The sequence below is a fragment of the Serratia sp. A07 genome, from assembly GCF_058725505.1.
In genome coordinates, this window is the sequence record NZ_JBZXDO010000004.1 from 223,777 (window position 1) to 244,400 (window position 20,624).

The 20,624-nt window shown below is 61.3% G+C and carries 19 protein-coding genes; 13 read left to right on the forward strand and 6 right to left on the reverse strand.

Annotated features, from left to right (window positions below; genetic code table 11):
* Positions 1–2: 2 nt before the first annotated feature.
* The 9 genes from murD to lpxC all read left to right on the forward strand — a co-directional run bounded on the left by murD (position 3) and on the right by lpxC (position 10,418).
* Positions 3–1,322, forward strand: coding sequence for a UDP-N-acetylmuramoyl-L-alanine--D-glutamate ligase (murD, locus tag AC4PR2_RS06450; RefSeq protein ID WP_025301569.1), 1,320 nt, complete (start codon positions 3–5; stop codon positions 1,320–1,322).
* Positions 1,319–2,521, forward strand: a complete 1,203-nt coding sequence (ftsW, locus tag AC4PR2_RS06455) for a cell division protein FtsW (protein WP_038873480.1) — start codon at positions 1,319–1,321, stop codon at positions 2,519–2,521. Before murD ends, ftsW begins: the two co-directional genes overlap by 4 nt.
* A 3-nt stretch (positions 2,522–2,524) precedes the next feature.
* The gene (gene murG / locus AC4PR2_RS06460; RefSeq protein WP_197802388.1) at positions 2,525–3,589 is read left to right on the forward strand and encodes an undecaprenyldiphospho-muramoylpentapeptide beta-N-acetylglucosaminyltransferase; all 1,065 of its coding nucleotides are present in this window, start codon (positions 2,525–2,527) and stop codon (positions 3,587–3,589) included.
* A gap of 84 nt (positions 3,590–3,673) precedes the next feature.
* Positions 3,674–5,149 carry a UDP-N-acetylmuramate--L-alanine ligase gene (murC, locus tag AC4PR2_RS06465; protein WP_025301571.1) on the forward strand — a complete coding sequence of 492 codons (1,476 nt, stop codon included), beginning with the start codon at positions 3,674–3,676 and terminating at the stop codon, positions 5,147–5,149.
* Positions 5,142–6,062: a D-alanine--D-alanine ligase gene (locus AC4PR2_RS06470; protein ID WP_107226760.1), complete on the forward strand. Its 921-nt coding sequence runs from the start codon at positions 5,142–5,144 to the stop codon at positions 6,060–6,062. Before murC ends, AC4PR2_RS06470 begins: the two co-directional genes overlap by 8 nt.
* 1 nt (position 6,063) lies before the next feature.
* Complete coding sequence (gene ftsQ, locus AC4PR2_RS06475; protein ID WP_004932761.1) at positions 6,064–6,915, forward strand: cell division protein FtsQ; 852 nt, start codon at positions 6,064–6,066, stop codon at positions 6,913–6,915.
* On the forward strand, positions 6,912–8,168 hold the full coding sequence (ftsA, locus tag AC4PR2_RS06480) for a cell division protein FtsA (protein WP_004932758.1): 1,257 nt from the start codon (positions 6,912–6,914) through the stop codon (positions 8,166–8,168). Before ftsQ ends, ftsA begins: the two co-directional genes overlap by 4 nt.
* Positions 8,169–8,242: 74 nt before the next feature.
* Positions 8,243–9,397, forward strand: a complete 1,155-nt coding sequence (gene ftsZ / locus AC4PR2_RS06485; RefSeq protein ID WP_004932757.1) for a cell division protein FtsZ — start codon at positions 8,243–8,245, stop codon at positions 9,395–9,397.
* A 103-nt stretch (positions 9,398–9,500) separates the two neighbouring features.
* Positions 9,501–10,418, forward strand: a complete 918-nt coding sequence (gene lpxC, locus AC4PR2_RS06490; protein WP_004932754.1) for a UDP-3-O-acyl-N-acetylglucosamine deacetylase — start codon at positions 9,501–9,503, stop codon at positions 10,416–10,418.
* A 104-nt stretch (positions 10,419–10,522) separates the two neighbouring features.
* On the opposite strand, the gene AC4PR2_RS06495 is transcribed toward lpxC, so the two are convergent.
* Positions 10,523–11,038: a DUF721 domain-containing protein gene (locus AC4PR2_RS06495; RefSeq protein ID WP_033637110.1), complete on the reverse strand. Its 516-nt coding sequence runs from the start codon at positions 11,036–11,038 to the stop codon at positions 10,523–10,525.
* A 26-nt stretch (positions 11,039–11,064) separates the two neighbouring features.
* Here AC4PR2_RS06495 and secM point away from each other — a divergent pair, with 26 nt between their 5' ends.
* The 3 genes from secM to mutT all read left to right on the forward strand — a co-directional run bounded on the left by secM (position 11,065) and on the right by mutT (position 14,871).
* Entirely contained in the window at positions 11,065–11,595 is a 531-nt protein-coding gene (secM, locus tag AC4PR2_RS06500; protein WP_038873490.1) for a secA translation cis-regulator SecM, read from the forward strand.
* An 82-nt stretch (positions 11,596–11,677) separates the two neighbouring features.
* Positions 11,678–14,386, forward strand: coding sequence for a preprotein translocase subunit SecA (secA, locus tag AC4PR2_RS06505; protein WP_038873493.1), 2,709 nt, complete (start codon positions 11,678–11,680; stop codon positions 14,384–14,386).
* A gap of 80 nt (positions 14,387–14,466) precedes the next feature.
* Positions 14,467–14,871 (forward strand): 8-oxo-dGTP diphosphatase MutT, encoded by a 405-nt coding sequence (gene mutT / locus AC4PR2_RS06510; protein WP_102985455.1) that lies wholly within the window; start codon positions 14,467–14,469, stop codon positions 14,869–14,871.
* A 39-nt stretch (positions 14,872–14,910) separates the two neighbouring features.
* On the opposite strand, the gene yacG is transcribed toward mutT, so the two are convergent.
* The 3 genes from yacG to coaE are packed head-to-tail and all read right to left on the reverse strand — an operon-like array spanning position 14,911 to position 16,526.
* Positions 14,911–15,102 carry a DNA gyrase inhibitor YacG gene (gene yacG, locus AC4PR2_RS06515; protein ID WP_004932737.1) on the reverse strand — a complete coding sequence of 64 codons (192 nt, stop codon included), beginning with the start codon at positions 15,100–15,102 and terminating at the stop codon, positions 14,911–14,913.
* A 51-nt stretch (positions 15,103–15,153) separates the two neighbouring features.
* Complete coding sequence (gene zapD / locus AC4PR2_RS06520; RefSeq protein ID WP_038873498.1) at positions 15,154–15,906, reverse strand: cell division protein ZapD; 753 nt, start codon at positions 15,904–15,906, stop codon at positions 15,154–15,156.
* Positions 15,907–15,911: 5 nt separating this feature from the next.
* Complete coding sequence (gene coaE / locus AC4PR2_RS06525) at positions 15,912–16,526, reverse strand: dephospho-CoA kinase (protein WP_060440771.1); 615 nt, start codon at positions 16,524–16,526, stop codon at positions 15,912–15,914.
* Positions 16,527–16,888: 362 nt separating this feature from the next.
* Between coaE and AC4PR2_RS06530 the strand changes: the two genes are divergently transcribed.
* On the forward strand, positions 16,889–17,932 hold the full coding sequence (locus AC4PR2_RS06530; RefSeq protein WP_015376656.1) for a GMP reductase: 1,044 nt from the start codon (positions 16,889–16,891) through the stop codon (positions 17,930–17,932).
* A 51-nt stretch (positions 17,933–17,983) separates the two neighbouring features.
* Here AC4PR2_RS06530 and hofC read toward each other — a convergent pair whose 3' ends face one another.
* Both hofC and gspE read right to left on the reverse strand, forming a co-directional pair.
* On the reverse strand, positions 17,984–19,183 hold the full coding sequence (hofC, locus tag AC4PR2_RS06535; RefSeq protein WP_492174953.1) for a protein transport protein HofC: 1,200 nt from the start codon (positions 19,181–19,183) through the stop codon (positions 17,984–17,986).
* A complete protein-coding gene (gene gspE, locus AC4PR2_RS06540; RefSeq protein ID WP_337046784.1) occupies positions 19,180–20,622 on the reverse strand; it encodes a type II secretion system protein GspE in 1,443 nt (480 codons plus the stop codon). Before gspE ends, hofC begins: the two co-directional genes overlap by 4 nt.
* Positions 20,623–20,624 lie beyond the last annotated feature (2 nt).

Below are 20,624 nucleotides of genomic sequence, written 5' to 3' on the forward strand. Positions count from 1 at the left end.
TCATGGCAGACTATCAGGGTAGAAAAGTCGTCATCATCGGGTTGGGCCTCACCGGCCTGTCCTGCGTCGATTTCTTCATGGCGCGCGGCGTGACGCCGCGCGTGATGGATACCCGTATCGCGCCGCCAGGCTTGGACAAACTGCCTGAAAGCGTGGAGCGCCATCTGGGCGATCTGAATCAGGACTGGCTGCTGGCGGCGGATCTGATCGTTGCCAGCCCGGGCGTCGCGCTGGCGACCCCGGCATTGAGCGCTGCGGCGGATGCCGGCGTGGAAATCGTCGGCGACGTCGAACTGTTCTGCCGTGAAGCGCAGGCGCCGATCGTGGCGATCACCGGCTCCAACGGCAAAAGCACCGTCACCACCCTGGTGGGCGAGATGGCGAAAGCCGCCGGTTGGGCGGTGGGCGTGGGCGGCAATATCGGCCTGCCGGCGCTGAGCCTGCTGCGTCAGGAATGCCAGCTTTACGTGCTGGAGCTGTCCAGCTTCCAGCTGGAAACGACGTATAGCCTGCGGGCGGCGGCGGCGACCATCCTGAACGTGACCGAAGATCATATGGATCGCTATCCGTTCGGCCTGCAGCAGTATCGCGGCGCCAAGCTGCGCGTGTATGAAAACGCCGCCGTGTGCGTGGTGAACGCAGACGATGCACTGACCATGCCGGTGCGCGGCGCCGACGAGCGCTGCGTCAGCTTCGGTGCGGACGTCGGCGATTATCACCTGAACCGCCAGCAGGGGGAAACCTGGCTGCGGGTGCGCGGTGAGAAAGTGCTGAATACGCGCGAGATGAAACTGACCGGCCGCCACAACTACACCAACGCCCTGGCGGCGTTGGCGTTGGCGGATGCGGTCAATATCCCGCGCGCGTCCAGCCTGAAGGCGCTGACCACCTTCACCGGCCTGGCGCACCGCTTCCAGCTGGCCTGGGAGCACAACGGCGTGCGTTGGATCAACGATTCCAAAGCCACCAACGTCGGCAGCACCGAAGCGGCGCTGAACGGCCTGCAGGTAGACGGTACGCTGCATCTGCTGCTGGGCGGCGACGGCAAGTCCGCCGATTTCTCGCCGCTGGCGCGCTACCTGCAGGGCGACAACGTGCGTCTGTACTGCTTTGGCCGCGACGGCGCCCAGCTGGCACAGCTGCGGCCGGAGGTGGCGACGCTGACTGAGACCATGGAGCAGGCGATGCGCACCATCGCCGGCCGCGTACAGCCTGGCGACATGGTATTGCTGTCGCCGGCCTGTGCCAGCCTCGATCAGTTCCGTAATTTTGAAGTGCGTGGCGATGAGTTCGCCCGCCTGGCGCAGGAGCTTGGCGGATGAAACTACGCTTGCCGAACTTCGGGCTGACAGAACGGCTGAAAGACTGGGTGACCGGCGCGCGCGACAACGACGCGGTCAACATGGTGCTGTACGATCGCACCCTGCTGTGGCTGACCTTCGGGCTGGCGATTATCGGCTTCGTGATGGTGACCTCGGCGTCGATGCCGATCGGCCAACGCCTGGCGGACGATCCGTTCCTGTTCGCCAAACGCGACGCGCTGTACCTCGGCCTGGCGTTCGGCCTGTCGCTGGTGACGCTGCGCGTCCCGATGGAGATTTGGCAGCGCTACAGCAACGTGATGCTGCTGATGTCGATCGTGATGCTGCTGATCGTGCTGGTGGTGGGGAGTTCGGTGAACGGGGCCTCGCGCTGGATCGCGCTTGGCCCTCTGCGTATTCAGCCGGCGGAGCTATCCAAGCTGTCGCTGTTCTGCTACCTGGCGAGCTATCTGGTGCGCAAGGTGGAAGAGGTACGCAGCAACTTCTGGGGCTTCTGCAAGCCGATGGGCGTGATGGTGGTGCTGGCAGTGCTGCTGCTGGCGCAGCCGGACCTCGGTACCGTGGTGGTGCTGTTCATCACCACGCTGGCGATGCTGTTCCTGGCCGGCGCGAAAATGTGGCAGTTCCTGGCGATCATCGGCTCCGGCGTGTTCGCCGTGGTGCTGCTGATCATCGCGGAACCGTACCGTATGCGCCGTGTGACGTCGTTCTGGAACCCGTGGGCCGATCCGTTCGGCAGCGGCTACCAGCTGACCCAGTCGCTGATGGCGTTCGGCCGCGGCGAGTTCTGGGGACAGGGGCTCGGCAACTCGGTGCAGAAACTGGAGTATTTGCCGGAAGCACACACCGACTTCATCTTCTCCATTTTGGGTGAAGAACTGGGCTATATCGGTGTGGTTTTAGCCCTGTTAATGGTATTCTTCGTCGCTTTTCGCGCGATGTCCATCGGGCGCCGCGCGCTGGAGATCGACCAACGCTTCTCCGGCTTCCTGGCCTGCGCGATCGGCGTATGGTTCAGCTTCCAGGCGCTGGTTAACGTCGGCGCCGCCGCGGGCATGCTGCCGACCAAAGGTCTGACGCTGCCGCTGATCAGTTACGGCGGTTCGAGCTTGCTGATTATGTCGACGGCCATCGTGCTGTTGCTGCGAATTGATTATGAAACGCGCCTGACCAAGGCTCAGGCGTTTGTGAAGAGGTAAGGGATGAGCGGGAAACCTAAGCGTTTAATGGTGATGGCAGGCGGTACCGGCGGGCACGTGTTCCCGGGGCTGGCGGTCGCGCATCATCTGATGGCGCAGGGCTGGCAGGTGCGCTGGCTCGGAACCGCAGACCGAATGGAAGCCGATCTGGTGCCGAAGCACGGGATCGAGATTGATTTTATCCGCATCTCCGGCCTGCGCGGCAAAGGCCTGAAGGCCCAGCTGACTGCGCCGCTGCGGATCTGGCAGGCGGTGCGTCAGGCGAAAGCCATTATGCGCAGCTATCAGCCGGACGTGGTGCTGGGGATGGGCGGTTACGTTTCCGGCCCCGGCGGCCTGGCAGCCTGGCAGTGCGGCATCCCGGTGGTGCTGCACGAGCAGAACGGCATCGCCGGCTTGACCAACCGCTGGCTGGCGCGCATCGCCGCCAAAGTGATGCAGGCCTTCCCCGGCGCGTTCCCGAACGCCGAGGTGGTAGGCAACCCGGTGCGCACCGACGTGTTGGCGCTGCCGTTGCCGGCGGAGCGGTTGCAGGGGCGCGAAGGCCCGATCCGCGTGCTGGTGATTGGCGGAAGTCAGGGCGCGCGCGTGCTGAATCAGACAGTTCCTGAAGTCGCGGCGCGTTTGGGCGATAGAATTACGCTCTGTCATCAGGTTGGCAAGGGCGCGCTGGAAACGGTGCTGCGCGACTACGAAAGGGTAGGGCAGACGCAGCACAAGGTGACCGAGTTCATCGACGACATGGCCGCCGCCTACGCCTGGGCCGACGTGGTGGTCTGCCGCTCCGGCGCGTTGACCGTCAGCGAAATCGCGGCGGCGGGGCTGCCGGCGATCTTCGTGCCATTCATGCACAAGGACCGTCAGCAGTACTGGAACGCGCGTCCGCTGGAAGAAGCCGGCGCGGCGAAGATTATCGAACAGCCGCAGTTCAACGCCGATGTGGTGGCTGAACTGCTGGCGAGCTGGGATCGCAAGACGCTGCTGGCCATGGCCGAGAAAGCGCGCGCGGTCGCCATTCCGGACGCCACCGAGCGCGTGGCGGCGGAGCTGGTGCGGCTCGCCAAGTAACGAGTGCAGGGGTTCGGTGCGCCGAACCTGAATAAAAGCAATGTGATGTAGGGCCGGGGTACCGGATCCGGATTAGAGAGAGTGATGAATACACAACAACTGGCGAAACTACGTACTATCGTGCCCGAGATGCGTCGCGTCCGGCACATTCACTTTGTCGGCATCGGTGGCGCCGGCATGGGTGGTATCGCCGAAGTGTTGGCAAACGAAGGGTATCAGATCAGCGGCTCCGACCTGGCGCCGAATCCGGTCACCCAACAGTTGAGCGCGCTCGGGGCGACGATTTATTTCAATCACCGTCCGGAAAACGTGCTGGATGCGAGCGTAGTGGTGGTGTCTACCGCCATCTCCGCCGACAACCCGGAGATCGTCGCCGCCCGTGAAGCGCGCATCCCGGTGATCCGCCGCGCAGAAATGCTGGCGGAGCTGATGCGTTTTCGCCACGGCATCGCTATCGCCGGCACGCACGGCAAAACCACCACCACGGCGATGGTTTCGAGCATTTACGCCGAAGCCCGCCTGGACCCGACCTTCGTCAACGGCGGGCTGGTGAAGGCGGCGGGCACCCACGCGCGACTGGGGTCCAGCCGTTATCTGATCGCGGAAGCGGATGAGAGCGATGCGTCGTTCCTGCATCTGCAGCCGATGGTGGCCGTGGTCACCAACATCGAAGCCGACCATATGGACACTTACCAGGGCGACTTCGAGAACCTGAAGCAGACGTTTATCAATTTCTTGCACAACCTGCCGTTCTACGGCCGTGCGGTGATGTGCATCGACGATCCGGTCGTGCGCGAGCTGTTGCCGCGCGTGGGTCGCCACATCACCACCTATGGCTTCAGTGAAGATGCCGATGTGCGCATCGAAGACTACCGGCAGATTGGGCCGCAGGGGCACTTTACCCTGAGCCGTCAGGACAAACCGTTGCTGACGGTGACGCTGAACGCGCCGGGCCGCCACAATGCGTTGAACGCGGCGGCGGCGGTGGCGGTGGCAACCGAAGAAGGCATCGACGACGAAGATATCCTGCGCGCGCTGGCGGGCTTCCAGGGCACCGGGCGTCGCTTCGATTTCCTCGGCGAGTTCCCGCTGGAGCCGGTCAACGGCAAAGCGGGCAGCGCGATGCTGGTGGACGACTACGGCCACCATCCGACCGAGGTGGACGCCACGCTGAAAGCGGCGCGCGCCGGCTGGCCAGACAAGCGTTTGGTGATGATCTTCCAGCCGCACCGTTATACGCGCACCCGCGATCTGTACGACGATTTCGCCAACGTGCTGTCGCAGGTGGATGTGCTGCTGATGCTCGACGTGTACGCCGCCGGCGAAGCGCCGATCCCGGGCGCGGACAGCCGTTCGCTGTGCCGCACCATCCGCAGCCGCGGCAAGCTGGATCCGATCCTGGTTTCCGATGCCGATACCGTGCCGGAAACCCTGGCGCAGCTGCTGCAGGATGAAGACCTGGTGCTGGTGCAAGGCGCCGGCAACGTGGGCAAAATCGCCCGTAAACTGGCCGAGCTGAAGCTGCAGCCGCCGAAGAAAGAGGAGGAGCACCATGGCTGATAAAGTTGCAGTTCTGCTGGGCGGCACCTCCGCTGAACGTGAAGTCTCCCTGCAATCCGGTGCCGCGGTGCTGGCCGGGTTGCGCGAAGCCGGTATCGATGCGCACGGCGTCGATACCCGCGATTTCCCGGTGACCCAGCTGAAAGAGCAGGGGTTCACCAAAGTGTTTATCGCGCTGCATGGCCGCGGCGGCGAGGACGGCACCCTGCAGGGGCTGCTGGAGTTCCTCGAACTGCCTTATACCGGCAGCGGTGTGATGGCCTCGGCGCTGACCATGGACAAATGGCGCACCAAAATGGTGTGGCAGTCGATGGGTTTGCCGGTGGCGCCTTACGTGGCGCTGAATCGCCAGCTGTACCTCAGCGGCGAAAAAGCGGCGCTGCTGGCGCGCGTGGCGGAGCTCGGCCTGCCGCTGATCGTCAAGCCGAGCCGTGAAGGTTCCAGCGTCGGCATGAGCAAGGTCACCGAAAGCGCCGCGTTGGAAGCCGCGTTGGAAGAGGCCTTCCGCCATGATGACGACGTATTGGTGGAGAAGTGGCTGAGCGGCCCGGAATATACCGTGGCGATGCTGGGCGACCAGGTTCTGCCGTCGATCCGCATCCAGCCGGCCGGCGTGTTTTACGACTACCAGGCCAAGTACATTTCGGACGACACGCAGTACTTCTGCCCGAGCGGTTTGAGCGCCGAGCAGGAAGCCGAGATGGCGGCGTTGGCGCTGCGCGCCTATCGCGGCCTGGACTGCAGCGGCTGGGGCCGCGTCGACGTGATGCAAGACAGCGATGGCAGCTTCTATCTGCTTGAGGTGAACACCTCTCCGGGCATGACCAGTCATAGCCTGGTGCCGATGGCGGCGCGCCAGTTTGGATTAAGCTTCTCGCAGTTGGTGGCGAGAATTTTGGAGTTGGCCGACTGATATGTCGCAAGCTGCCCTGAATGCGCGCGATCGCGAGGTGGATAACGGCCCGCGCCGCAGCAATGGAACCCAGTTGGCGGGAATGATTTTCCTGCTGATGGTGTTGGGAACGGTCGTGTGGAGCGGTTGGGCGGTGCTTGGCTGGATGAAAGACGCCAGTCGCCTGCCGCTCTCAAGGCTGGTGGTGACCGGCGAACGCCACTACACCACCAACGATGATATTCGTCAGGCGATCCTGGCGCTGGGCGCGCCCGGCACCTTTATGACGCAGGATGTGGACGTCATCCAGCAGCAGATCGAACGTCTGCCGTGGATCAAGCAGGCCAGCGTGCGCAAACAATGGCCGGATGAGCTGAAGATCCATCTGGTGGAGTACGTCCCGGTGGCGCGCTGGAACGATTTGCACATGGTGGACGCCGAAGGCAAAGCGTTCAGCGTGCCGGCGGAGCGGGCGGGCAAACAGAAGTTGCCGCTGCTCTACGGGCCGGAAGGGAGCGAGCAGGATGTGCTGGAAGGCTATCGGGCGATGAGCGCCACGTTGGCGGCCAGCAAATATACGCTGAAAATGGCGGCGATGACCGCGCGCCATTCCTGGCAGCTGGCGCTGGACAACGATGTCCGGCTTGAGCTGGGGCGCGATGACCGCAACGGGCGTTTGCAGCGGTTTATCGAGCTTTACCCGGTATTGCAGCAGCAGGGCCAGGCGGAGAGCAAGCGTGTCAGCTATGTCGATCTGCGCTACGAGTCCGGCGCTTCGGTAGGGTGGGCTCCGGTGTTGGTCGATCCGCAGGCGCTTGGCGGTCAGCAAAACAGTAATCAGCAACAGAATCAGGCACAGGCAAAACAACAATGATCAAGTCGACGGACAGAAAACTGGTAGTTGGACTGGAGATCGGTACTGCAAAAGTCTCCGCGTTGGTAGGGGAAGTTCTGCCCGATGGCATGGTCAACATTATCGGGGTGGGCAGCTGCCCGTCTCGCGGCATGGATAAGGGTGGCGTAAACGACCTGGAGTCGGTGGTGAAGTGCGTACAGCGCGCCATCGATCAGGCCGAGCTGATGGCGGACTGCCAGATCTCCTCGGTGTATCTGGCGCTGTCGGGCAAACACATCAGCTGCCAGAACGAAATCGGCATGGTGCCGATCTCGGAAGAGGAAGTGACGCAGGACGACGTGGAGAACGTGGTGCACACCGCCAAATCGGTGCGCGTGCGCGACGAACACCGCATTCTGCACGTGATTCCTCAGGAATACGCCATCGATTATCAGGAAGGCATCAAAAACCCGGTTGGGCTGTCCGGCGTGCGTATGCAGGCCAAGGTGCATCTGATTACCTGCCATAACGATATGGCGAAGAACATCGTCAAGGCCGTGGAACGTTGCGGCCTGAAAGTTGACCAACTTATTTTCGCCGGTCTGGCCGCGAGCTACGCGGTGCTGACTGAAGATGAACGCGAACTCGGCGTTTGCGTGGTGGATATCGGCGGCGGCACCATGGATATGGCGGTGTACACCGGCGGTGCGCTGCGCCACACCAAAGTGATCCCTTATGCCGGGAACGTGGTCACCAGCGATATCGCCTACGCCTTCGGCACGCCGCCGACCGACGCGGAAGCGATTAAAGTTCGACACGGCTGTGCGCTTGGGTCGATTGTTAGCAAGGATGAGAATGTAGAGGTACCTAGCGTCGGGGGACGTCCTCCGCGCAGTCTGCAAAGACAGACGCTGGCTGAAGTCATTGAGCCACGCTACACCGAACTGTTGAATCTGGTTAACGATGAAATTTTGCAATTGCAGGAGCAACTGCGTCAGCAAGGGGTGAAGCATCATCTGGCAGCCGGTATCGTGCTGACCGGTGGCGCCGCCCAGATTGATGGCCTGGCAGCCTGTGCGCAACGGGTGTTCCACACCCAGGTACGCATCGGCCAACCCTTGAACATCACGGGTCTGACGGATTATGCGCAGGAGCCTTACTACTCGACAGCGGTAGGTCTGCTGCACTATGGAAAAGAGTCTCACCTGAGCGGTGAGACGGAAGTAGAAAAACGCGCCTCGGTGGGCAATTGGTTTAAACGCATCAATAGCTGGCTGAGAAAAGAGTTTTAATGTTTCAACAAAGAGATCATGCTGAGTAATCTTTTTATGATCTCGCAGCGACAGGCACAAAACGGAGAGAAACTATGTTTGAACCAATGGAACTAACCAATGACGCGGTGATTAAAGTCATCGGCGTCGGCGGCGGCGGTGGCAATGCCGTTGAACACATGGTGCGCGAGCGCATCGAAGGTGTTGAATTCTTCGCTGTGAACACGGACGCCCAGGCGCTCCGCAAAACGGCGGTTGGCCAAACCATTCAGATCGGTAGCGGTATTACCAAAGGTCTGGGTGCGGGCGCGAACCCGGAAGTGGGTCGCAATTCAGCGGAAGAAGACCGCGAAGCCCTGCGCGCAGCGCTGGACGGCGCAGACATGGTCTTCATCGCGGCCGGCATGGGCGGTGGTACCGGTACCGGTGCGGCGCCAGTGGTGGCTGAAGTGGCTAAAGATTTGGGTATTCTGACCGTGGCCGTGGTGACCAAGCCTTTCAACTTCGAAGGCAAGAAGCGCATGGCATTCGCGGAGCAGGGTATCGCTGAGCTGTCCAAACACGTGGACTCGCTGATCACCATCCCGAACGATAAATTGCTGAAAGTTCTGGGTCGCGGCATCTCTCTGCTGGACGCATTCGGCGCGGCCAACGACGTGCTGAAAGGCGCGGTGCAGGGTATCGCCGAGCTGATCACCCGTCCGGGCTTGATGAACGTCGACTTCGCCGACGTGCGCACCGTGATGTCCGAAATGGGCTACGCGATGATGGGTTCCGGCGTGGCTTGCGGTGAAGACCGTGCCGAAGAAGCGGCCGAAATGGCGATCTCCAGCCCACTGCTGGAAGACATCGACCTGTCCGGCGCGCGCGGCGTGCTGGTCAACATCACCGCCGGCTTCGACCTGCGTCTGGATGAGTTCGAAACCGTGGGTAACACCATCCGTGCGTTCGCGTCCGACAACGCTACCGTGGTTATCGGTACCTCGCTGGATCCGGAAATGAACGACGAACTGCGCGTAACCGTGGTTGCAACCGGTATCGGTATGGACAAACGTCCTGAAATCACCCTGGTGACCAATAAGCAGGCCAGCCAGCCGGTGATGGATCACCGTTATCAGCAGCACGGCATGTCGCCTCTGCCGCAGGAAGTGAAACCTGCCGCCAAGGTGGTCAACGACCAAGCTGCGCAGCCGAATAAAGAGCCCGACTATCTTGATATTCCAGCCTTCCTGCGTAAACAGGCAGACTAAGAATATCCTGAGAATTTGGAATCTCCGCTCTTTGTGCTAAACTGTCCCGCCGGCCATGCTGTATGCTTGGCTGGTAGGATGGATAACATTGCGAGATAAAACGATGATCAAACAAAGGACATTAAAACGTATTGTTCAGGCGACTGGCGTCGGTTTGCATACCGGCAAGAAAGTCACGCTGACAATGCGCCCAGCGCCGGCTAATACCGGGGTCATCTATCGTCGCACTGACTTGAATCCACCGGTTGATTTTCCGGCTGATGCAAAATCCGTGCGTGATACCATGCTCTGTACTTGCCTGGTGAATGAGCATGACGTGCGTATTTCGACCGTTGAGCACCTCAACGCCGCGCTGGCTGGGTTGGGCATCGACAACATCGTTATCGAAGTCGACGCCGCTGAAATCCCAATCATGGACGGCAGCGCCAGTCCGTTCGTGTTCTTGCTGCTGGATGCCGGCATCGAAGAACTGAACTCGGCGAAGAAATTCCTGCGTCTGAAAGAGACCGTGCGTGTTGAAGATGGCGACAAATGGGCCGAGCTGTCCCCGCATAACGGGTTCCGCCTGGACTTCACCATCGACTTCAACCACCCGGCTATCGACGCCAGCTCTCAGCGCTATCGTCTTGATTTCTCGGCTGAGTCGTTCGTGCGTCAAATCAGCCGCGCGCGCACCTTCGGGTTTATGCGCGACATCGAATACCTGCAGTCCCGCGGCCTGGCCCTGGGCGGCAGCTTCGATTGCGCTATCGTGGTAGATGACTACCGCGTGCTGAACGAAGACGGTCTGCGTTTCGAAGACGAATTCGTACGTCACAAAATGCTGGACGCCATCGGCGACCTGTTCATGTGTGGCCACAACATCATTGGCGCGTTCACCGCGTTCAAGTCTGGCCACGCGCTGAACAACAAACTGCTGCAGGCCGTGCTGGCCAAGCAGGAAGCGTGGGAATACGTGACCTTCCAGGACGAAGCCGAAATGCCGCTGGCATTCAAGGCACCGTCCACCGTATTGGCGTAAGGTCTGAATTCCTCGCCTGCTGCGAATAACGGCAGGCGCATCCTCTGAGAGCCTGAGAATTCAGGCTCGTGATGCCGTCTGATGTTTTGCAGCTGTGTCGCTGATTACTTATCACGACTGGTTGTGTTGGTACCCTCTCCGGCCAATGCAGCCAGCCGTTCCAATATCTTGCGCAGTTTCTCCGGGCTACGGCTCGCCAATCCTCTCAGTTCTTCCGCACTTTCCAGACTCAAATGCCGCATCGGCACGGGTTTTTCCGGCGCTTTCTCTGCGTTTTGCACCTGGTGGCTGCCTTTCGCCATCAAGGCCGGATTAATCCTGATGTCGATCGACGACAATGATGGTAGAATTTGCGCTCGTAGTGCAGACAGCAAAGCGGGTTGTTCGTAGCGCAAGCGCATCATCCAACTGGCATTTGCCGTTTCGAGCACTAAAATACCCTGTCGGAAATTCGCGACGCGGCACCAGGGATGCAGGGGAGCAGGCAACAGGCCCTTCACTGCACGGTTAAGCTTGAGCAGCGCCACCGCGCGTTGCTGGACGTTATGCAGCGGCCCTTTGCTGCCGGCAGACGCGTCGTCGAACAGGACATCTAATAATTGTGGACGGCTATCGCGCATAATGGGCTCCGGCGGATTATAAACTCGTGATCGGTATTCTAAATCGTTGGCGACAATTTGGCAGACGTTATTTCTGGCCCCATCTCCTGTTAGGGATGGTTGCGGCCACGCTTGGCGCGTCTTCCAATTTGCCCGGCGCCCCCGATCAGGCCGCACTGCCGAATACGTCGTCCAGCCTTAACCGGCAAAATTCGGCCAACGGCACCTTCAACAGCCTGGCCCTGCTGCAGGACGCGCACCGTCGCCCTACCTTCAGCGTAGATTACTGGCAGCAACATGCGCTGCGCACCGTCATTCGTCACCTCTCTTTCGCGCTGGCGCCGCAGGCGGTTTATGCGCGGGTGCAGGAGAGCGAAGCCGAAGCCGAACCGCCTTTGCAGGTAGCGCAACTGGCGCTGCTTTCTACCCTCAACGCGCTGCTGACGCACGAGCCGAAGCCGCCGACCATCATTCGCCATACCCACCTTGAGGTGCTGCCAACGCTGGCACGGCACCAGACCGGCCTGTGGGTGGCGCAGGTACAGGGCATCCGCGCCGGGCCTGCCGCGCTCGTCTGACTCCGCCCTCAGGGCATAAAAACCATAAATAATAGCAAGTTGACTGCCGTATTCGGCCGTCATGACAGAGATATCAAACATCATGTTAGTGAAATTATTAACCAAAGTTTTTGGCAGCCGTAACGATCGTACCCTGCGCCGCATGCGCAAAGTGGTTGAGCAGATCAACCGCATGGAACCGGACATGGAAAAACTGTCCGATGACGAACTGAAAGCGAAAACCAACGAGTTCCGTGCGCGCCTGGAGAAAGGTGAGTCGTTGGAAAGCCTGATCCCGGAAGCCTTCGCCGTAGTGCGTGAGGCGAGTAAGCGCGTGTTCGGCATGCGTCACTTCGACGTGCAGCTGCTGGGCGGCATGGTGCTGAACGACCGCTGCATCGCCGAGATGCGTACCGGTGAAGGTAAAACCCTGACCGCGACGCTGCCGGCCTACCTGAACGCTCTGAGCGGCCGCGGCGTGCACGTCGTGACCGTCAACGACTATCTGGCGCAGCGTGACGCCGAAAACAACCGTCCGCTGTTCGAGTTCCTCGGCCTGAGCATCGGCATCAACCTGCCGGGCATGCCGGCGCCGGCCAAGCGTGAAGCTTACGCCGCCGACATCACCTACGGCACCAATAACGAATACGGTTTCGACTACCTGCGCGACAACATGGCGTTCAGCCCGGAAGAGCGCGTGCAGCGCAAACTGCACTATGCGCTGGTGGATGAGGTGGACTCCATCCTGATCGATGAAGCACGTACGCCGCTGATCATCTCCGGCCCGGCCGAAGACAGCTCCGAGATGTACATCAAGGTCAACAAGCTGATCCCTAAACTGATCCGCCAGGAGAAAGAAGACTCCGACACCTTCAAGGGTGAAGGGCACTTCTCGGTGGATGAGAAGGCGCGTCAGGTCCACCTGACCGAACGCGGCCTGATCCTGATCGAAGAGATGCTGGTGGAAGCCGGCATCATGGATGAGGGCGAATCGCTGTACTCGCCGACCAACATCATGCTGATGCACCACGTTACCGCCGCGCTGCGCGCCCACGTGCTGTTCACCCGCGACGTTGACTACATCGTGAAAGACGGCGAAGTGATCATCGTCGACGAACACACAGGCCGTACCATGCAGGGCCGCCGTTGGTCCGACGGCCTGCACCAGGCGGTGGAAGCCAAAGAAGGCGTGGAGATCCAGAACGAGAACCAGACGCTGGCTTCGATCACCTTCCAGAACTACTTCCGTCTGTACGAGAAGCTGGCCGGGATGACCGGTACCGCCGATACCGAAGCCTTCGAATTCAGCTCGATCTACAAGCTGGACACCATCGTGGTGCCAACCAACCGTCCGATGATCCGTAAGGACATGCCGGATCTGGTGTACATGACCGAGAAAGAGAAGATCGGCGCCATTATCGAAGACATCCGCGAGCGTACCGCCAAAGGCCAGCCGGTGCTGGTGGGTACCATCTCAATCGAGAAATCCGAAGTGGTTTCCCATGAGCTGACCAAAGCGGGCATCGAGCACAAGGTGCTGAACGCCAAATTCCACGCCATGGAAGCGGACATCGTCGCCCAGGCCGGCCAGAGCGGTGCGGTAACCATCGCCACCAACATGGCGGGCCGTGGTACCGATATCGTGCTGGGCGGCAGCTGGCAGGCCGAAGTGGCGCTGTTGGAAGAGCCGACCGAAGAGCAGATCGAAGCCATCAAAGCGGCCTGGAAAGTGCGCCATGACGCAGTGCTGGCGGCGGGCGGCCTGCATATCATCGGCACCGAGCGCCATGAATCGCGCCGTATCGATAACCAGCTGCGCGGCCGTTCCGGTCGTCAGGGCGATGCCGGTTCATCCCGCTTCTACCTGTCGATGGAAGATGCCCTGATGCGTATCTTCGCGTCGGATCGCGTGTCCGGCATGATGCGCAAACTGGGTATGAAAGAAGGCGAAGCGATTGAGCACCCGTGGGTGACCAAGGCGATCGCCAACGCCCAGCGCAAGGTAGAGAGCCGCAACTTCGACATCCGTAAGCAGCTGCTGGAATACGACGACGTCGCTAACGATCAGCGCCGCGCCATCTACAGCCAGCGTAACGAATTGCTGGACGTGTCCGACGTGAGCGAAACCATCGCCAGCATCCGCGAGGACGTGTTCAAGAGCACCATCGACAACTACATCACGCCGCAGTCGCTGGAAGAAGAGTGGGACATTCAGGGGTTGGAAGAGCGCCTGAAGAACGACTTCGATCTGGAGATGCCGATCGCACAATGGCTGGACAAAGAGCCGGAGCTGCACGAAGAGACGCTGCGCGAACGCATTCTGGAGAACGCCAAAGAGCAGTACCAGCGTAAGGAAGAAGTGGTCGGCAGCGAAATGATGCGCAACTTCGAGAAGGGCGTGATGCTGCAGACGCTGGATTCCCTGTGGAAAGAGCATCTGGCGGCGATGGACTACCTGCGTCAGGGTATTCACCTGCGCGGCTATGCGCAGAAGGATCCTAAGCAGGAGTACAAGCGTGAATCCTTCAACATGTTCGCCACTATGCTGGAATCGCTGAAATATGAAGTGATCAGCGTGCTGAGCAAGGTTCAGGTGCGGATGCCGGAAGAGGTAGAAGCGCTGGAACAGCAGCGCCGTGAAGAGGCCGAGCGCCTGGCGCAGCACCAACAGCTGAGCCACCACGACGAGAACGCGCTGGTGACCGAAGATCCGAACGCGCCGGCGACCGCCGAGCGTAAAGTGGGCCGCAACGATCCGTGCCCATGCGGCTCCGGCAAGAAATACAAGCAGTGCCACGGCCGCCTGCAGTAATGCCGGCTGCGGTTAACCGATAATACCCAGGGGTTCAGCTTGCTGAGCCCCTGTTTTTTGACACCCATCAGGAGGGTGAGATGAAACATCTGAATATCGCCGTGGGCATCATCCGTAATGCGCAACGGGAGATCTTTATTACCCGCCGCGCTGCCGACGCGCACATGGCCGGATTCTGGGAGTTCCCCGGCGGCAAGATCGAACAGGGTGAAACGCCGGAACAGGCGCTAAGTCGCGAGCTGCGGGAAGAGACCGGTATCGAAGCCGAACGTGCCGAACTGTTGGAGGTGGTGGAACACCGCTTCAGCGATCGCATCGTGACGCTGAATTTTTATCTGGTGGAAGCCTGGGCGGGCGAGCCGTTCGGCCGTGAGGGGCAACCGATGCGCTGGGTTAAACAGGCGGAGCTGCGTGAAGACGAGTTCCCGGAAGCCAACGCCGGCATTATTCAGCTGCTGGTGGCGCAGGCGAACGCCGCGCAATAACAAGGTTGGCCTGGCGGGCGCCAGGCCAATTGCGGACGATCAACGATCGTCCATTTCACTCCAGTCTTCGCTTTCCGACAGATCGCTGTTGCTCGGAATACGCTTCTCTTCATCGGCCCACTCGCCGAGATCGATCAGCTGGCAGCGCTTGCTGCAAAACGGCCGGAACGGGCTAACTTCACCCCAAACCACGCCGGTGCCACAGGTTGGGCATTTTACTACGGTCGTCATAACGGTTCCTTACGCCTTCTGTCTGTGCTGCGAAGGCTTTCTTGCACAAGTTCAACAACAGGCCAGTTCGAACGTCAGGCGTTCAGGCACCACGCCATTTTCGCTATCCAGCGGCAGGAAACGAATGGCATAGCGGGTCTTGTGGCCGGAAATCTGCGGATAAAGCTGCGGCGCCAGATGGAGGCGCAGGCGCAGCAGATCCGCTCCTTCGGCGTTGTCCTGGAAAAAGCCGTTCAGGCTGATTTGATTGCGGAACGGCCCGGATTGGCGGATCAGATCCAGCACCATGATCAACGCCTGGTTCAGCGGATCCAGCGACTGCAGCCAGGTGGCGACGTCGGCATCGCGATCCTGCTGCGGCGCGTGCATCCACATGTGCAGGGTCGGCAGATCGAAGCTGCAGCAGCCGCCGGGAATGTTCAGCCGCTGGCGCACCAGACCGATCAGCCGGTCTTCGCGCAGAGCCTGGCCGAGGCGCGGCGCCGCCATCAGCGCCGATGAGCGCGACTTCAACTGGCCGCGCAGCTGGTCGATCAGCGCCATATCCACGCCCGGCACATCGGCCCAGGCCAACAGTTTCTGCTGCTGGCGCTCCAGCTCTTTGAGCAGTTCGGTGCGTACTTCGCCGCGCTCCAGCACGTCCAGCAAGTCGGAGACGGTGCGAAAGAAGGTGAGGGCGATGGCGGTTTCACTCAGGGCGCGTTGGCCGTGCAGCTGTTGCAGCAGAAATTCGATGCGTAGCCAGGTACGCATTTTTTCGTTCAGCGGGTGTTCAAAGAGAACGGTTGGGGAAACATCACTCATGCAGTTTAATCCTGTTGGGGCGCTGTTGCCGCCAGTTCAAGGTAGCGACGATGCAGTGCGGCGACCTGTGGCTCTATCCCCTGAGCGGCGCCGCTGTTGTCAATAATGTCATCCGCCACGGCGAGGCGCTGCCGGCGCGTGGCCTGGGCGGCGAGAATGCTCTGCGCTTGCTCACGGCTGACGCCGTCGCGCGCGATGGTGCGAGCCAGCTGGGTTTCGGCGTCGACGTCGATCACCAGCACCCGATCGGCGCGATCCTGCAGACCGTTTTCCACCAGCAGCGGCACCACCCACAGCGCGTACGGGCTGGTGGCCTGCGCCAGTTGACGCTGGGTTTCACGGTGTATCAGCGGATGCAGCAGCTGGTTCAGCCAGGTTTTGTCATCGGGATGGCTAAAGATGCGCTGACGCAGCGTAGCGCGGTTCAATGCGCCGTCCGGCAGCAACATTTCATTACCAAATCGCTCGGCGATCGCGGCCAAAGCAGGGGTACCCGGCTCGACGACCTGACGGGCGATCACGTCGGCATCGACGAGGGTTGCGCCGTGGCGCGCAAAGGCGTTCGCGACGGTCGTCTTGCCGCTGCCTATGCCCCCGGTCAACGCAACAATGTAGGCCATGGTGTTAGGTGCATCCGATGTTCATAAAAAAATAATAGTCGAATCATAAAGCGATCGCGCAGAAGTGCAAGTCGGCAGGCGGCGCTTGCGCGTCGGCACCGATCGGACGGCGAGAAAAAGCGCAGCGGCACGGCAAAAATGAGCGGGCAATCACACTGCGGTTATGCAGGTAAATTTGTCGGATTGTAGCGTAAATAAAGGCGAATTCGCAGTCTTGTTCGGCGATTATTAGCGCGTATTATAACGTCACTGGAACTGGCATTAATCTCGCCGCCGTCTTTTTGCGCCACTGGAAAGCCGTCGGGCAGAGGTTCGAATATCCTCCTTGCGATCCGTCGCCATTAACCAGGAAATCATAAGTCATGCGTATTGAAGAAGATTTGAAGTTGGGCTTTAAAGACGTGTTGATCCGCCCTAAGCGCTCCACGCTGAAAAGCCGCTCCGAGGTTGAACTGGAACGTCAGTTTACCTTCAAGCATTCAGGTTGCAGCTGGTCCGGCGTGCCGATTATCGCCGCCAACATGGACACGGTGGGCACCTTCCGCATGGCCGAGGCCCTGGCTTCTTTCGACGTTCTCACCGCCGTACACAAACATTACAGCGTCGAGCAATGGGCTGACTTCGTGCAGCGCATGCCGGAATCGGTGCTGCGCCACGTCATGGTGTCCACCGGCACCTCCGAAGCCGACTTCGCCAAAATGCAGCAGATCCTGGCCTTGTCTCCGGCGCTCAAATTCATCTGCATCGACGTGGCCAACGGCTACTCTGAACATTTCGTCGCCTTCCTGCAGAAAGCGCGCGAAGCCTGCCCGAATCACGTGATCTGCGCCGGCAACGTAGTGACCGGCGAGATGGTGGAGGAGCTTATCCTCTCCGGCGCCGACATCGTTAAGGTCGGCATCGGCCCGGGTTCAGTCTGTACCACCCGCGTGAAGACCGGCGTGGGCTACCCGCAGCTGTCGGCGGTGATCGAATGCGCCGATGCGGCCCACGGGCTGGGCGGCCAAATCGTCAGCGACGGCGGCTGCTCGGTGCCGGGCGACGTTGCCAAAGCCTTCGGCGGCGGTGCTGACTTCGTGATGCTGGGTGGCATGCTGGCCGGCCACGACGAGTGCGAAGGTACCGTGGTGGAAGAGAACGGCGAGAAGTTCATGCTGTTCTACGGCATGAGCTCCGAGTCGGCGATGAAGCGCCACGTCGGCGGCGTGGCGGAGTATCGCGCGGCCGAAGGCAAAACCGTCAAGCTGCCGCTGCGTGGCGAGGTGGAATTTACCGTGCGCGATATCCTCGGCGGCCTGCGCTCCGCCTGCACCTACGTCGGTGCCGAGCGCCTGAAAGAGTTGACCAAGCGCACCACCTTTATCCGCGTGGCGGAGCAGGAAAACCGCGTCTTCGGCAGCAAATAAGCCGCACCTTGCATTCGGGCGCAGCGCACAGCGGCGCCCGCTATCTTCTCTTTATCCCAGCACGCTGCCCAGTTGAAAAATAGGCAGGTACATGGCGATCACCAAAGCACCGACAATCCCGCCCACCACCAGCATCAGCAGCGGCTCCAGCGTTTGCGCCAGCGTATCGGCCAGCTCGTGCGTCTGCCGTTCGTACCACTGCGTCAATTTATCCAGCAAGGCGTCCAGCGAACCGGATTCTTCGCCCACCCGCACCAGCTGCCGGCACAGCGGCGGAAACAGCGGTTGCAGGCCCAGGGCATGATGAAACGCCTCGCCTTCGGCGATCTGCCGCTGCACCTGCTCCAGCGCCTGTCGGTACAGCAGATGATCCGCCGCCAGTGCCGCCGCGTTCAACCCTTCCACCAGCGTCAGCCCCGCGCGTTGGGTCATGGTCAGAATACGAAAGGTTTGGCTCAGCGCGCCGCCGCTCACCAGCCGGGCGATCAGCGGCAGGCGCAGCAAGGCGGCCTGTTCACGTCGGCGCCATGGCGGGCGTGGATGCAGCCAGCGGCAATAGCCGAGCAGCAATGCGCCGAGCAGCAGCGCCAAATAGGGGCCAACGGCGATCAGCAGCGCGGACACCCCCAATAACCCTTGGGTAAACCAGGGCAGCGGCGCATCGAATGACTGATAAACCTTGGCGAATTCCGGCAGCACCATCACCAGCATCAGCACGCTGACCAGCAGCGCCACCGCACAGATGAAGAGGGGATACCGCAGCGCTTTGGTCACTTTGCGGCGCAGCATCAGCTGGGCTTCCTGTTGTTGTGCCAGCTGCAGGCAGCAGCGATCGAGGTTGCCGGTCAGTTCGCCGATGGCGATCAGTTGGCGATAGATAAGTGGAAAAACGCCTGGCTGCGCGGCAAGGGTTTCGGAGAGCGGCTGCCCTTCGCGCACCTGTTCTGCCAACTGGCGCAACAGGCAACGCCAGGCTGCCGAAGGGTGCTCTGCCGCCAGCAGCTGCAACGTATTGACCAGCGGCAACCCGGCCTGCAACAGGGTGGCGAGTTGGCGGGTGAAGTGGATTAAGGGTTCTCCGCGCCACTGGCCGGGCGTGATGCGTTTGCCGTGCCCAATCCGCCAAGGCTGCAGGCCTTGTTCGATCAGCAACCGGCTCACCTGCCGTTTTTCATCGCTCATCAGTTCGCCGCGGCGCAAGGCGCCCTGGGCGTCGAAAGCCTGCCAAAGGAACAGCCGGCGCGCTTTCATGGCGCGGTTACGCCGAGCTGGACGACGTCGATCACGCGGTACAGTTCTTCCAGCGAGGTCGTGCCTTCGCTGGCCAGCGCCAGCCCGGCCTGCAGCAACGAAAGCTGCCCCTGCTCGCGGGCGACATCCGCCAGCAGGCTGGGCGCGGCGTTCGCCAGCAACGCCGCCTGTATTTCCGGCGTAATGGCCAACAGCTCATACACGCCGATGCGCCCATAGTAGCCGCCGAAGCAATGCTCGCAGCCGTCGGCGCGCCAGGCGGTCAGCGGCTCCGGCCAGACCGAGGCAGGAAAATGCGTCGGCTGGCTGTGCGGGTAGCGGCAGTGGCGACACAGCCTGCGCACCAGCCGCTGTGCGATGACCAGCTTCAGGCAGCCGGCGAGCAGGTAGCCGGGGATACCCATGTGCATTAGCCGCGTCAGGGTTTCGCCGGTGGAGTTGGTATGCAGCGTCGACAGCACCAGGTGGCCGGTTTGCGCGGCCTTGACTGCGATCTCGGCGGTTTCCGCATCGCGGATCTCGCCGATCATGATGACATCCGGATCCTGGCGCAGCAGGGCGCGCAGCACCCGGGCGAAACTCAGCTCGGTTTTGGCGTTGATCTGGGTTTGATTGACGCCGAACAGCGGTATCTCGATCGGATCCTCGACGCTGCACAGGTTGCTTTGCGCATCGTTCAACTGGCGCAGACCGCTGTACAGCGTGACCGTCTTGCCGCTGCCGGTTGGTCCGGTCACCAGGATCAAACCTTGCGGGCAGGCCAGCGCCGTCGCGTAGCGCGCCAGATCCGCCCGGCCCATGCCCAGTTGATCCAGCGGCAGCTCCTGCTGCTCACCTTGCTGAACGCGCAGCACCACCTTTTCGCCGTGCAGCGTCGGCAGGGTGGCGATACGCATGGCATAGCGCGCGCTGTCCAGCGTCAGGCTGAGTTGCCCGTCCTGAGGCTGACGGCGCTCGGCGATATCCAACTGACCGAGGATCTTCAGCCGGGCGATGAGGCGCGCGGTCAGCTGCGGCGGCGGTGAGGCGAGGGTTTGCAGCACGCCGTCGATGCGCAGGCGAATGCGAAAATGCTGCCGAAAGGGCTCGAAGTGGATATCCGAGGCGCGGCGCTGGATGGCCAGACGCAGCGTCTGGTTGATGAACTGCACCACCGGCGCATCGCCGTCGTCGGGGTAGGCGATGTCGGCGGTGTCTTCTTCGGCTGCCAGCGGCGCCGGCAGCGATTCGTGGCGTTGGTTCAGCGCCTGCTCCAGCCTGGCCGCCGGCCAGTGTTCCAGATGGATGCGCTTGCCGGTGGCGAAACGCAGCGCCGCCAGCAGCCCCTGCGGCGCTTCTTCGTTGAGCGCGATCGTGAGAGTGGTCGGGTCTTCGTTCAGCGCCAACGCCTGATAGCGCCGGCACAGGGCGTGAACCTCTTCGCTGATTTGCGCGTTCATCG

Excerpts from the sequence above, each read along its gene's own strand:
- zapD (WP_038873498.1), bottom strand. The coding sequence starts at position 15,906 with ATGAGTGATGTTTCCCCAACCGTTCTCTTTGAACACCCGCTGAACGAA.
- gspE (WP_337046784.1), bottom strand. The coding sequence starts at position 20,622 with ATGAACGCGCAAATCAGCGAAGAGGTTCACGCCCTGTGCCGGCGCTAT.
- murC (WP_025301571.1), top strand. The coding sequence starts at position 3,674 with ATGAATACACAACAACTGGCGAAACTACGTACTATCGTGCCCGAGATG.
- ftsW (WP_038873480.1), top strand. The coding sequence starts at position 1,319 with ATGAAACTACGCTTGCCGAACTTCGGGCTGACAGAACGGCTGAAAGAC.
- lpxC (WP_004932754.1), top strand. The coding sequence starts at position 9,501 with ATGATCAAACAAAGGACATTAAAACGTATTGTTCAGGCGACTGGCGTC.
- ftsQ (WP_004932761.1), top strand. The coding sequence starts at position 6,064 with ATGTCGCAAGCTGCCCTGAATGCGCGCGATCGCGAGGTGGATAACGGC.
- ftsZ (WP_004932757.1), top strand. The coding sequence starts at position 8,243 with ATGTTTGAACCAATGGAACTAACCAATGACGCGGTGATTAAAGTCATC.
- coaE (WP_060440771.1), bottom strand. The coding sequence starts at position 16,526 with ATGGCCTACATTGTTGCGTTGACCGGGGGCATAGGCAGCGGCAAGACG.
- AC4PR2_RS06530 (WP_015376656.1), top strand. The coding sequence starts at position 16,889 with ATGCGTATTGAAGAAGATTTGAAGTTGGGCTTTAAAGACGTGTTGATC.
- AC4PR2_RS06470 (WP_107226760.1), top strand. The coding sequence starts at position 5,142 with ATGGCTGATAAAGTTGCAGTTCTGCTGGGCGGCACCTCCGCTGAACGT.
- yacG (WP_004932737.1), bottom strand. The coding sequence starts at position 15,102 with ATGACGACCGTAGTAAAATGCCCAACCTGTGGCACCGGCGTGGTTTGG.
- mutT (WP_102985455.1), top strand. The coding sequence starts at position 14,467 with ATGAAACATCTGAATATCGCCGTGGGCATCATCCGTAATGCGCAACGG.
- murD (WP_025301569.1), top strand. The coding sequence starts at position 3 with ATGGCAGACTATCAGGGTAGAAAAGTCGTCATCATCGGGTTGGGCCTC.
- secA (WP_038873493.1), top strand. The coding sequence starts at position 11,678 with ATGTTAGTGAAATTATTAACCAAAGTTTTTGGCAGCCGTAACGATCGT.
- ftsA (WP_004932758.1), top strand. The coding sequence starts at position 6,912 with ATGATCAAGTCGACGGACAGAAAACTGGTAGTTGGACTGGAGATCGGT.
- murG (WP_197802388.1), top strand. The coding sequence starts at position 2,525 with ATGAGCGGGAAACCTAAGCGTTTAATGGTGATGGCAGGCGGTACCGGC.
- AC4PR2_RS06495 (WP_033637110.1), bottom strand. The coding sequence starts at position 11,038 with ATGCGCGATAGCCGTCCACAATTATTAGATGTCCTGTTCGACGACGCG.
- hofC (WP_492174953.1), bottom strand. The coding sequence starts at position 19,183 with ATGAAAGCGCGCCGGCTGTTCCTTTGGCAGGCTTTCGACGCCCAGGGC.